Origin of the sequence: Actinoallomurus sp. NPDC050550 (assembly GCF_040655075.1) — a bacterium.
Lineage (GTDB): Bacteria > Actinomycetota > Actinomycetes > Streptosporangiales > Streptosporangiaceae > Actinoallomurus.
On record NZ_JBFAJC010000109.1, the window covers coordinates 1 to 12,459 of the forward strand.

Sequence of the window (12,459 nt, forward strand, 5' to 3'; positions counted from 1 at the left end):
GGCGGCGGCGGCCGCCCGTACCCGGGTGACACTCAGATCGCGACGCCGCCTTCGACCGGCGACTCGCCGCGTCGTACGAGGAGGGCGGCGAGCGCACGATGAAGGAGTCAGACTCTGGCCTCTTCTCCGACCTCGGCCTGTGCGGCCGAGGTCGGCTTCGATGCCCGGCGTCCGGGCATCCACCAGTTGGCCTTGCCGCACAGTTCCATCACCGCGGGGACGAGGACCATCCGGACGATGGTGGCGTCGATGAGCACGGCGACGGCCATGCCCAGACCTCCCTGCTTGACCGCGACGTCGGGGCCGAGCAGGGAGGTCGTGAAGACGGCGACCATGATGGCGGCCGCGGCCGTGATGACCTTGGCCGTCCGCGCCAGCCCACGAGTGACGGCCATCCGGGTGTCGCCGGTGCGCTCGTACTCCTCACGAACCCGCGAGATCAGGAAGACCTCGTAGTCCATGGACAGGCCGAACAGGACCGGGAAGATCATCATCGGCACCCAGGTCGTGATCGGCATGGCGGTGGGGAAACCGAGGGCCGAGCCCAACCATCCCCACTGCACGACCGCGACGATCACACCGTAGGCGGCGCCGATCGACAGCAGGTTCATCACGGCGGCCTGTAGCGCGATCGTGACCGACCGGACCAGCGCGATCAGCAGCACGAGGGACATCGCGATGACGACCGCGATCATCAAGGGCAGGCGCGAGTTCACCTGGTCGGCGTTGTCGATCGTGGCGGCGTTCGGGCCGCCGATGTAGATCCCTTCGCCGCCGGGCGCCTTGGGCAGTACGTCGTCGCGGAGCCGGTGCACCAGGTCCGCGGTCGCCGCATCCTGGAATCCGGTCTTGGGAAAGGCCATGAAGGTCGCGGCCTGTCCGTCCTTGCTGACCCGAGGCTGGGTGACGTAGGCGATGCCCTTGATCTTGCCGACCGCTTCGGCGGCGGGACGCAGATCGGCGTTCTTGGAGTCGACCTGGGTAGCGAGGATCAGGGGTGCGCCGTAGCCGGGACCGAAGCCCTCGGAGAGAATCTTGTGTGAGGTGTAGCTGCTCCTGTCGTGGGGCTGGACACTGGCGTCGGGCAGGCTCAGCCGCATCGACAGCGCGGGGGCGGCCAGCACCAACAGGCCCGTGCCGGCCAGCATCGCGGCGACCAGCGGCTTGCGCTGCACCACGCCGGCCCAGCGCTCAGCGAGGGTAGGGCGCCCTCGGGACGCGGCACCGACGGGCTCGTGGCGGCGGGACGTGCGACGGGGTAGGCGCAGCGAGCTGATCTTGCGACCGGTGAAGCCCAGGAATGCCGGGAGCAGGGTCACCGCAGCGATCATCGTCACCAGCACGATCACCGACGTGGCGATGGCCACTCCGGTCATCAGCCTCTGTCCCATGACGACCAGGCCCAGCAACGCGATCACGACGGTCGTGCCGGCGAACAGCACCGCGTGACCTGCGGTGGTGATGGCCTTGACGGTGGCGCTCTCGGGCTCGTCGCCGTTCTGCAGGCTCTCCTTGTAGCGGGTCACGATGAACAGCGCGTAGTCGATGCCGACACCGAGCCCGACCATCGCGGCGAGAATCACCGTGAAATCCGGCGCGGGGACGATGTACCCCACCAGCTTCATCAGGGCGATGCCGCCGAGGATCGACAGGAGCGCGGTCACGATCGGCAGGCCCATCGCCACCAGCGACCCGAACGCGATGAACAAGATCACCGCTGCCGCCAGGACGCCCACGCTCTCCGACGGCCCCTGCTTGGGTGTCTCGGCCTTGGCCGCCTGATCCCCGCCCAGCCCCAGCGTCACGCCGTCACTGGAGGCTTCCTTGACCGTGGTCACCAGGCGCGCCACCTCGGTCTTCTTCACTTCTTTGGAGGTCAGCGGAATGATCGTACGGGCGATACGACGATCCGGCGTTACCAGACTCTTGTCCTGGTACGGCGAGGTCACGGGTCCGGTGATGGGTGAGGCGGCCAGATCGGCGACGACCTTCTCGATCTTTTGCCGGGCGGCGGGGTCGTCGATCCCCTTTTCTGCCTTGATCGCGAGTGTCAGCGTGTCCCCTTGCTGCTCGGGGAAGTGCTTCTCGATCAGCTTCTGCGCCTTGGCGGACCCGGAGTTTCCGCCGGAGAAGTCGTTGTCGGAGGCGGCGCCGTAGCCGAAGCCGGCGAACGCCATGGCGATCACGCCCACGATCCAGGTCAGGAGGACCAGGCGGCGGCGCCGGTAACAGAACCGGGCCAGTCCCGCCAGAGCGCCATCCGTACGGGGAGTGTCGGTCGTCATGATCTTCTCCTCACGTCGTTCGGCGTCGCGCGTGGTCTCCTTGATCCGTTGCCTGTACGGCGTGCTTCCTGAGGTGGGTGAGCGTGATCGTTCATGGCGGCGATCGTCGCGCCGGTGAGGCGGCCGTGGCCTCTGACGGCGGACGGCGGCGTCTACGCAATCGCGCGTAGCCGGTCCGTGTCCCGCTACGCCTTTCGGCGTAGCGGGATGCGCGTCTGAGCGGAGCGTTGTCCGTGCGCGAGAACTGTACGATCGCGGCATGGAACACCGCGTCGGGTCGTATTCCCTGCGTGTGGTGACGCAAGACGTGGTGCTCGCGCTGTTCGTCACCGTGATGCAGGTGCAGGGCACCCTCGCCCGGGTTGCCGCCGATGGGGCACCGCATCCGTTCGCCGACGTCGGAAAGCTCGGATTCGCGCTGCTGGTGGTGAGCGGCCTGGTCGTCGCGGTTCGCCGCCGGTGGCCGGTTCCGGTGTTCGTCACCGCCGCACTCGCCAGCTTGGTCTATTACGGTCTCGACCTCCCGGACGGGCCCGGCTGGCTCGGGCTCTTCGTCTCCTTGTACACCCTCGCCACGTACGGTGACGGGCGCCGATCATTGGTGATCGCCGGTGTGGGCACCACGGTGCTGACCGTCGGATGGCTGTCCGCGGCGGCCGACATCGAGCCACGCGCCGCCATCGGCTGGGTGTTCTTCCGCATCGGCGCGTCGGTCATGAGTACGGCTCTGGGCGAGTCCGTCCGGTCCCGGCGGGTCATCGCGGCCGAAGCTCAGGAACGTGCGGAACTGGCCGAACGGACCCGCGAGGAGGAGGCACGTGCGCGGGTCGATGCCGAACGGCTACGGATCGCCCGCGAGGTGCACGACACCGTCGCGCACGCCATCGCGATCATCAACGTGCAGTCCGGGGTCACCGCCCACGTGCTCGACAAGCGGCCGGAACGGGCGCGCGAAGCGTTGCAGGCCATCGAGCAGACCAGTTCCCGGGCGCTGCGGGAGATGCGAGCCATCCTCGGCGTGCTCCGCGACGACAACGATGGCCGCATGCCGCACCCTGGCCTGGTACGGATCGATGAACTCACCGCCAAGGCACGCGACGCCGGACTGGACGTCACGCTCGAAGCGACCTCGCCCGCGACGCAGTTGCCGAGCGCGGTGGACAGTGCCGCTTACCGGATTCTTCAGGAGTCGATCACCAATGTGATCCGTCACGTCGGCCCGACCCAGGTGACGGTCGCGGTGAACCCCGGGATCGACGTACTGGAGATCCGCGTGACCGACGAGGGCCGCCGCACCGGATCCGGTGACGGCTCCGCGGATCGACCGTCCGGTAATGGCACGGACGCGTCGGCCAAGCCTGGCCGTGGGATCCTGGGCATGCGCGAGCGCTGTCAGCTGCTCGGCGGAGAGTTCGACGCCAAGCCGACTCCGGGCGGAGGGTTCGAGGTCACGGCCCGGCTGCCCCTCGCACCGACCGGGTCGCGCCTATGAACACGGCATCCGCGTCACCGCCGACCACCGCTCCGATCAAGGTGCTGCTCGCCGACGACGAGGGGCTCGTGCGATCCGGTTTCAAACTGCTGATCGACGTCGAAGACGACATCACCGTGGTGGGAGAAGCGATCAACGGCGCCGAAGCCGTCGAGTGTGCCCGCGCCGCCCGCCCCGACGTCGTTCTCATGGACATCCGCATGCCGAAGCTGGACGGAATCCAGGCCACGACCCAGATCACCCAGATGCGCGGGCTGGAGCACGTCCGGATTCTCATCCTCACCACCTACGACACCGACGCTTACGTCTTCGACGCACTGCAAGCCGGTGCCAGCGGCTTTCTGCTCAAGGACGCCGGACCGGCCGAGCTCCTGCATGCCATCCGGGTGGTCGCTGCAGGAGAAGCCCTGCTCGCGCCGCGGATCACCAGACGTCTCATCGGCCAGTTCGCCGCGTTGCGAACGGCGGCTAAGACTGCGGAGGACCGGCTCGCGGTGCTCACCGGGCGCGAGCGAGAAGTTCTGGCCCTGGTCGGGCGGGGCCTGAGCAACGCTGAGATCGGCGCCGAACTGTTCCTCAGCCCGGCCACCGCGCGCACCCATGTCAGCCGCGCGATGGCGAAACTGAGTGCGCGTGACCGCGCGCAACTGGTCGTCATCGCCTATCAGACAGGTCTGGTCAGCCCTGACGTGTGACCGCATGCGCGGCGGGAGTCCCTGCCTGGTTGATCAGGATGCGCTCCATGGTCGGCGTCCCGCACAACGAGCGGACCGCCGACCAGCGCGATCGGTGCATGCACCGGTTGGAGGATCCGGCCCGCACCCGCTGGACGTACCTGCCGCGCCCCGCCCCGGCGATGGGCGGCGGAACCGCCCTTTCGGGGGCCGTTCGGAACCGAGTAAGTGTTGAAGCGCTATCGCCAGTTGCCGTTCTGTTCGACATATGCCTGCCCGGTGACTGGCTTGCCCCGGTACCGTCCGGTGACCTTGGCCGCACCTTCGTAGACGCCACCGAACGCGCTCTGCAGTTCTTGTCCCTGCGGCTGGGCGACGACGGTGAGGCCGGCGTCCAGTGCGGGGATGTTCACGGTCCACCGGGTGCCGTACCGCTTCCCCGTGGTCGGGCTGGTCCAGAAATCGGAGGTGCCGTCGGCGAGCGGATTCACTGCGACAATCTCGTGAGTTCCGTCCGGGTGAAGCACAGTCGCGTAGGGAAACTCACTCCCCTCAGCGAACAGGTCCCAGAGGTTGACCCGGTCGCCGTTAGACAGTTGCAGCGGCATCCAGGTCCATTTCTTCATGGTGCTCCAGTCCCAGGTGCCCCACTGGCGGTCCAACCACGACTCGCCGGTCACAGGGTAGGTGTGGCCGTTCTCGGTGAGCGTTCCCTGTGACGCCAGGCTGGGCAGCGAATAGTAGTAGCTCGTGCCGCCGAGGAAGGGCATCAGCCCGGTCCCGTTGTTGTACAGCGCGGGTCCCTTGGCACTGAGCGTCAGATTGATTTCGCCGGCCGGTAGCGTGGCGTGCAGGCGCATCGCGTCCATCGGGCCCGACAGCGTCGCCGAGGGCGTGCGTACGTCGAGCGCGGTGGTGGAAAAACTAGTCTGGTCGGGGGAGTAACTCCGGCTCTGTGTGTAGAACGCCCCGGTCGTCTTATCAGTGATCGCGATCATAGCCTGCGGTGTTTTACCGCCGCCGAAGTTAACCTCGTAGCCGAACCGGTGGCCATGGGCGTTGACATGGCCGACCACGTACCACCATTCCTGGCCCGCGTTCGGATGCGCCGCCTGATCGGCCGGCAGATGAACGAACGTCGGGAAGGCGGGTGCCGCCGTGGCCACCGCTGACCTGCCCGGGCCCACCGGGGCGGAGCCGGTCTTGGCCGTCGCTGGAACCGCTGATGACGCCGCGACGGCCAGCACCGTGGCGAACAGGGTGGCGATTGCCGCGGGTGATCGACGTTGCTTTTTTTGCATATTCGTCCTCATCTCGTGCGGGCGGGAGTCCACTTGTCCAAGCGGTCAGCGCACTGCCGGAATCCCGCATTGTCCGAATGCCGCCGTCCCGGGCGAGCTGGAGCGCGGCGGCTCGCCCCATGTCGGTCGAGGCGCCGGCGACGAGCGCCTGGGAGGGTTTCACGGAATCGATCGTCGCGCCGTCAAGGCAGCTGCGGCCTCCCATGGCGGATGGCAGCGTCTACGCAGTTCTGCGTAGACAACTCGTGCCTAGGTACGCTCATCGTCGTAGGCGGTCGCGCGTCTGGACGGAGTGTTCTCGCGCGGCTCGTGTCACGGGCCGAAGATGGGGTCGGTGCCAGTGCTGTCGAGCCAGTCCCAGAACTGTTCGGGCCGTCGGCCTGCCTGGCTCAACGGCGGCAGCGACGTAGAATCGGTTGCCGATATCGGGTTCGTCAGTGTCGGATCCGGGGTCTCCACGGGCATGGGGTGAGCGGGGTGCGGGAGTTCCAGCGGGGTGCGGTGCGGTTGCACATCCTGCACCATGCGGCCGAACAGGAGATCCACGGTGCGTGGATGACGCGGGAGCTGGAGCGTCACGGTTACAAGATCAGTCCTGGCACGTTGTATCCGACGTTGCACCGGCTGGAGGCCGAGGGGTTGCTGACGGCCGAGGAGCAGCTGGTCGAGGGACGTCGGCGGCGGGTCTACACCGCGACCGAGGCGGGGCGGGCAGCGTTGGCCGAGGACCGGGCGGCGCTGGCGGAGTTGGCGCGTGAGGTCCTCGGCAACGAGGCGTGATGGGCCTGGCTTCAGTGCCGGGGTGCGAGGACCTGGTCGAGGCCGGCCCGCGGTCCAGGCCCGCGCTGGAGTGAGCCGGTGCGATGCCCAGCGCAATGCTCGGAAGCAACCAGGTCGGGGAGATCTCGAACGAAGTTTCACGCTCGCGAGGATGGAGCAGGGAACCAAGAAAAGGCGAAGAGGAAAAGGGGCCCAGGTCCGGTCCCACGCCCACGCTGAACGGCCGAGGAAGGAGTCCGGGGATGACTCAGGCCGACGACCAGCGGCTCGCCTGTCAGTGGGCCGTCATGTTGGGCGTCGCACGAACGGCGCTGAGTCGTGCGTCGGCCGTTCTCTTCGGTGACGAAGCCGCGGCCGAGGACAGCATGAAGGAGGCCGAACAGGCGCTGCATGAGTTGCGTGAGGCGATTGAGGAGATCGAGGAGACGGCGCTCGCCACACCATATGGCACGTCGGCATCGTCGGACGTCCGAGTGACGGTTGCGGTGGTCCATCTCGGCGGTGACATGGAGCGCCTGGCCAAGCTGATACAGCAGATCGCCGAGATCGCCTGGTCGCGTCGGTCAAAGCGGCCATTGCCCGCATACCTTTGGGCTGCCGCCGAGAGGATGAGCGGCGGTGTGCTGGCTCTGGTGGACAGGGCGGGCGAGACTATGACGCTGGAGCCGACGACGGCTGAAGCCGCCACGGCACTGAGCGGGCAGGTGGGCGAAATCGCTGAGCAGCAGCGGCTCCTCGACCGGTTGCTGGTGTCGGAAGGTCCGCCGGTCGAGGTCTCGGATGCGGTTGATGTGGTGTTGCTGGGACGCTGCTACGAGGGTTGCGCGCGGCACGCGGTGTCGGCTGCCCGTCATGTTGCCATGCTGGCCACCTGACCCCGACCGGCAGAGATGAGGCGAGGCGATTCACGGCAGGCCCGCCAGCGTTGTCACGTCGAGGATTCGCTGCCACACCGCGTCGTTCAGGACGTTTCCGTGATGGGTCACCACGATCGCGGCCTGGAGAGGGTCTGTCAGGTCGATCGTCAGGGTGCCGTCGCGTATCAGGCGGGCCAGCAGCGCCGCGATGCGGTGTGCGTAGGCGGCCGAGGCCGTGGCTGCGACACACGAGGGAAGGTTGTCCGCGCCGATGATGAGGACGCCCGACCCGGCGGTGATGGTGGTGTCCGGTACGGCGAGTTCGACCGTACCGATGCCAGGCCCCACGGTGGTGTCGACGACCACCGAGCCCGGCCGCATGGCCCTGACCGCCTCGGCGGTGATCAGACCCTCCGCCTCCGCGCCCGGTGGCTCGCATGGCGTGGCGATGACGATGTCGAAACGCGGGATCACCGCCGTGAGCGCCAGACGTACGGCCGCCGAGGATCCGGTCGCCGGCAGGTCGAGGTACTCCGCGCCCGCGCAGCGCACTTCATCGATGGCGCGCCGACTCGCGTCGTACACCTCGACTCGTGCCCCGAGCCCGCGGGCTGTGGCCATCGCCTGAAGGCCGGCCGTGCCGCCACCGACGATGAGCACCCGCACAGGTCTGGTGCGCGCTTCTCCGACCGTGGTGGGCAGGCAACGGCCACAGTGCTGAGCTGCGACCAGAACGGCCTCGTAGCCGGTGATCCGTTCTTGAGAGGCGGCGGCGTCCAGCAGCTCACCGTGGATGAGCGCGGACGGCATGAGGTCCAGGCTGATCGAGGTAACGCCCTGGTTCGCCCAGTTCCGGATCGTCAGGGGGCTGTGAAGAGGCCGGAGGAGACCCATCAGGGCCTGCCCAGGCCGGAACCGACAGCCCACGCGGAGATGAGGCGCCTGGACCCCGACCAGGAGGCCCGCCAGGTCGAAGAGCCGTGAGCGGGTCAGGACGGCTGCACCTGCCTCGGCGTACGCGACGTCGGTGAACCCGGCGGCGGCGCCGGCTCCGGCCTCGACCGCCACATCCACCCCCAGCATCGAGACGGCGCCGACGGCCGCGGGGACGAGCGCCACGCGGCGTTCACCGGGCGTGGTCTCCTTGTCGATGCCCACCATCAGGCGCGCCATCGACCTCACCTTCCAACGAAGGTCCTTATGTCATTTATGGTAGCCGGAGAGCGTTTTGCGAGGTTTTGTGGTGAGCGCCGGATACTGGAGCCATGGCCGGTCAACGGTGGCAGTTCTGGATCGACCGGGGCGGCACCTTCACCGACATCGTCGCCCGGCGCCCCGACGGCGAGCTGCTGTCGCACAAGCTGCTGTCGGAGGACCCTGCGCGCTATCGCGATCCCGCTGTGGCCGGAATTCGTCTGCTGCTCGGCCTGCCAGAGCATGAGCCCGTACCCGCCGCACGTGTCGAGGCCGTACGGATGGGCACCACGGTGGCGACCAACGCCCTGCTGGAGCGCAAGGGCGAGCGCGTGGCCCTGGTGATCACACGCGGCTTCGCCGACGCGTTGCGGATCGGCTACCAGAACCGGCCACGGATCTTCGACCGTGAGATCGTCCTGCCCGAGCAACTGTACGAGACGGTGATCGAGGTCGACGAGAGGATCATGGCCGACGGCACGGTGCTGCGTCCCCCCGACCTCGATCGGCTCGCCGGCGACCTGCGGCAGGTGTACGACGACGGTATCCGTGCCGTGGCGGTGGTGTGCCTGCACAGTCACCTGCATCCGGCGCACGAGCGGGCGATCGGCGAGCTGGCCGAACGGATCGGCTTTCCGCAGGTGTCCCTGTCCAGCAAGGTCAGCCCGTTGATGAAGCTGGTGCCTCGGGGTGACACGACGGTGGTCGACGCGTACCTCTCACCCGTGCTGCGCCGGTACGTGGCGCACGTCGCGGAGCAGATGCACGGCGTGCGGCTGATGTTCATGCAGTCCAATGGCGGTTTGGCCGAGGCCGGGCACTTCCAGGGCAAGGACGCCGTCCTGTCCGGCCCGGCCGGGGGCATCGTCGGCATGGTCCGCATGTCACGGCTCGCCGGCTTCGACAAGGTGATCGGCTTCGACATGGGTGGCACCTCCACCGACGTGTCGCACTACGCCGGCGCGTACGAGCGGGTGCTGACCACACAGGTGGCCGGCGTACGGCTGCGCGCCCCGATGCTCGACATCCACACCGTCGCCGCCGGAGGCGGCTCTGTGCTGCATTTCGACGGCAGCCGCTACCGGGTCGGACCGGACTCCGCCGGCGCGGACCCGGGCCCGGCGTGCTATCGCGCAGGGGGCCCGCTGACCGTCACCGACGCCAACGTGATGCTCGGGCGAGTACAGCCCGCCCACTTCCCCACGGTGTTCGGCCCCAGCGGGAACCAACCCCTGGACGGTGGCCTCGTGCGGCTGCGGTTCGCCGACGTGGCCGAGCGGATCCGTGCCGAGACCGGCGACGAGCGCTCGCCTGAGGAGGTGGCCGAGGGCTACCTGCGGATCGCCGTGGCCAACATCGCCAACGCAGTCAAGCGCATCTCCGTGCAGAAGGGCCACGACGTCACCGAGTACGTCCTGACCACCTTCGGGGGCGCGGGCGGCCAGCACGCCTGCGCGGTGGCGGACTCACTCGGCATCCGTACTGTACTGGTGCCGCCGATGGCCGGGGTGCTCTCGGCGCTCGGCATGGGCCTCGCCGACACCACCGCCATGCGTGAACAGTCCGTGGAGACACGGCTGGACGCGGACGCGATGCCGAAGATCATGGAGGTCGCCGAGGCACTGGACTCGGCGGCGCGCACCGAGCTGCTCGACGAAGGGGTGCCGACCGAGCGGATCACAGTGACCCGGCGCGCCCACCTTCGCTACGACGGCACCGACACCACCGTCACGGTCGACCTGGCCGATCCGGACGCCATGACCGTCGCCTTCGAGACCGGACACAGGGCCCGGTATTCGTTCCTGATGAACCGTCCGCTGATCGTCGAGGCCCTCTCGGCGGAGGCGACCGGGCTCACCGAGCAGCCCGACCTCGGCCATCTCGCACAATCCACGCCGGGACACGAGAGCCCGGATGACGGCACCGTACGGCTGCACACACACGGCGCCTGGCGTCGCGTACCGCTACGTCGCCGGGAACTGATGCGGCCCGGCGACCGCCTGACCGGCCCGGCCGTCATCACCGAGGCCAACGCGACCACCGTCGTGGACGACGGCTGGCAGGCGACCGCGACAGCCGCCGGGCACCTGCTGATCCAGAGAGCGGCCGCCTCCGGTGAGGCGCGGGTCGGCACCGAGGCAGACCCCGTTCTCCTGGAGATCTTCAACAACCTCTTCATGTCGATCGCCGAGCAGATGGGTGCCCGGCTGGAGTCGACCGCCCAGTCCGTGAACATCAAAGAACGGCTCGACTTCTCCTGCGCATTGTTCGACCCGGACGGCGACCTCATCGCCAACGCCCCGCACATCCCGGTGCACCTCGGCTCGATGGGAACCAGCGTCAAGGAGGTCATCCGCCGTCGCGCGGGCACGATGCGACCGGGCGACACCTATGCGATCAACGACCCCTACCACGGTGGCACCCACCTGCCCGACATCACCGTGATCACCCCGGTCTTCGGGACGGGGACCGAAGACGGGCGGATCCTGTTCTTCGTCGCGTCGCGCGGCCACCACGCGGAACTCGGCGGGCTCACCCCCGGCTCCATGCCGGCGGGCAGCCGTCGGATCGAGGAGGAGGGCGTCCTGTTCGACAACTGGCTGCTCGTCGAGGACGGCCGGTTCCACGAGGCCGAGACGCTGCGGCTGCTCACCGGCGGCCCGTACCCGTCCCGCGACCCCGCCACCAATCTGGCCGACCTGCGCGCCCAGATCGCCGCCAACCGCAAGGGCGTCGACGAGGTCGGCGCAATGATCGAGCACTTCGGCCTCGATGTCGTCCAGGCATACATGCGACACGTCCAGGACCACGCCGAGGAGGCGGTACGCCGGGTGATCGACGCTCTGAGCGACGGCGTCTGCCGGTACGAGACGGACTCCGGCGCGGTGATCTCGGTACATGTCACCGTCGACCACGCCCAGCGCTCCGCGACGCTGGATTTCACCGGCACCTCGCCGCAGCTCGATTCCAACCTCAACGCACCCTCGTCAGTGGTGGCAGCTGCCGTGCTCTACGTCTTCCGCACCCTGGTGGCCGACGACATCCCGCTCAACGACGGCTGCCTGCGCCCATTGCGGATCCTCATCCCCGAGGGTTCGATGCTCGCCCCCGTCCCCCCGGCGGCCGTGGTCGCCGGGAACGTGGAGACCTCCCAGGCGATCACCGGTGCCCTGTACGCCGCGATGGGCGTCCAGGCCGAGGGCTCGGGGACGATGAACAACGTGTCCTTCGGCAACGAGCGGCACCAGTACTACGAGACGGTCGCCTCCGGCTCCGGGGCGGGCAACGGATTCCACGGGGCGTCCGTCGTACAGACCCATATGACCAACTCCCGGCTGACCGACCCGGAGGTCCTCGAATGGCGCCATCCCGTGCTCGTCGAGGAGTTCGCCATCCGGCGGGGCAGCGGTGGCGCCGGCCGCTGGCACGGCGGCGACGGAGCCGTCCGCCGGATTCGCTTCCGTGAGCCGGTGACGGTCAGCACCCTCTCCGGTCACCGGCGGATACCGCCCTACGGAATGGCCGGCGGATCCCCAGGCGCCCTCGGCACCAACCGCGTGGAGCGCGCCAACGGCAGCGTCCAGCATCTCGCCGGGTGCGACAGCACCGACCTGGACACCGGCGACGTCCTGGTCATCGAGACCCCCGGCGGGGGTGGATACGGCCAACAAGGGGGCGTGATGCGGCCGGCAAGGGCAGCACGATCAAGCCCGTCATCGAGTATCTGAACCCGCGTGTCGTCAGGATCGTGGCACTGCCCGCCCCGACCGAGCGGCAGCGTACGCAGTGGTACTTCCAGCGCTACGTCGAACACCTGCCGGCGGCCGGCGAGGTCGTGTTGTTCGACCGCAGCTGGTACAACCGGGCCGGCGTCGA

General features: G+C 68.5%; 9 protein-coding genes and 1 pseudogene. 6 read left to right on the top strand and 4 right to left on the bottom strand.

The annotated features are described in order from the left end of the window. Positions 1 to 107: 107 nt before the first annotated feature. Positions 108 to 2,285, bottom strand: a complete 2,178-nt coding sequence (locus AB0I04_RS54085) for an MMPL family transporter (protein WP_360904511.1) — start codon at positions 2,283 to 2,285, stop codon at positions 108 to 110. 259 nt (positions 2,286 to 2,544) lie between these two features. On the opposite strand from AB0I04_RS54085, the gene AB0I04_RS54090 reads away from it, so the two are divergent. Continuing rightward, positions 2,545 to 3,777 carry a sensor histidine kinase gene (locus tag AB0I04_RS54090; protein WP_360904514.1) on the top strand — a complete coding sequence of 411 codons (1,233 nt, stop codon included), beginning with the start codon at positions 2,545 to 2,547 and terminating at the stop codon, positions 3,775 to 3,777. Next, positions 3,774 to 4,472 (top strand): response regulator transcription factor, encoded by a 699-nt coding sequence (locus AB0I04_RS54095; RefSeq protein WP_360904517.1) that lies wholly within the window; start codon positions 3,774 to 3,776, stop codon positions 4,470 to 4,472. The genes AB0I04_RS54090 and AB0I04_RS54095 overlap by 4 nt, the downstream gene beginning before the upstream one ends. 218 nt (positions 4,473 to 4,690) lie before the next feature. Here the strand turns inward: AB0I04_RS54095 and AB0I04_RS54100 are convergent, their stop codons facing one another. Both AB0I04_RS54100 and AB0I04_RS54105 read right to left on the bottom strand, forming a co-directional pair. Next, on the bottom strand, positions 4,691 to 5,752 hold the full coding sequence (locus AB0I04_RS54100; protein ID WP_360904520.1) for a lipocalin-like domain-containing protein: 1,062 nt from the start codon (positions 5,750 to 5,752) through the stop codon (positions 4,691 to 4,693). Between the two features lie 312 nt (positions 5,753 to 6,064). After that, positions 6,065 to 6,298: a hypothetical protein gene (locus AB0I04_RS54105; RefSeq protein ID WP_360904523.1), complete on the bottom strand. Its 234-nt coding sequence runs from the start codon at positions 6,296 to 6,298 to the stop codon at positions 6,065 to 6,067. 9 nt (positions 6,299 to 6,307) lie between these two features. Between AB0I04_RS54105 and AB0I04_RS54110 the strand changes: the two genes are divergently transcribed. Both AB0I04_RS54110 and AB0I04_RS54115 read left to right on the top strand, forming a co-directional pair. Continuing rightward, positions 6,308 to 6,532, top strand: coding sequence for a helix-turn-helix transcriptional regulator (locus AB0I04_RS54110; RefSeq protein WP_360904526.1), 225 nt, complete (start codon positions 6,308 to 6,310; stop codon positions 6,530 to 6,532). Positions 6,533 to 6,774: 242 nt separating this feature from the next. Further along, complete coding sequence (locus AB0I04_RS54115; RefSeq protein ID WP_360904529.1) at positions 6,775 to 7,407, top strand: PhoU domain-containing protein; 633 nt, start codon at positions 6,775 to 6,777, stop codon at positions 7,405 to 7,407. A 30-nt stretch (positions 7,408 to 7,437) separates the two neighbouring features. Here the strand turns inward: AB0I04_RS54115 and AB0I04_RS54120 are convergent, their stop codons facing one another. Then, positions 7,438 to 8,562: an NAD(P) transhydrogenase subunit alpha gene (locus AB0I04_RS54120; protein WP_360904532.1), complete on the bottom strand. Its 1,125-nt coding sequence runs from the start codon at positions 8,560 to 8,562 to the stop codon at positions 7,438 to 7,440. 92 nt (positions 8,563 to 8,654) lie between these two features. Between AB0I04_RS54120 and AB0I04_RS54125 the strand changes: the two genes are divergently transcribed. Continuing rightward, positions 8,655 to 12,311 (top strand): hydantoinase B/oxoprolinase family protein, encoded by a 3,657-nt coding sequence (locus tag AB0I04_RS54125; protein ID WP_360904535.1) that lies wholly within the window; start codon positions 8,655 to 8,657, stop codon positions 12,309 to 12,311. Next, positions 12,308 to 12,459, top strand: a pseudogene (locus AB0I04_RS54130) (polyphosphate kinase 2); the annotation flags it as partial. The gene AB0I04_RS54125 and the pseudogene AB0I04_RS54130, both read left to right, overlap by 4 nt.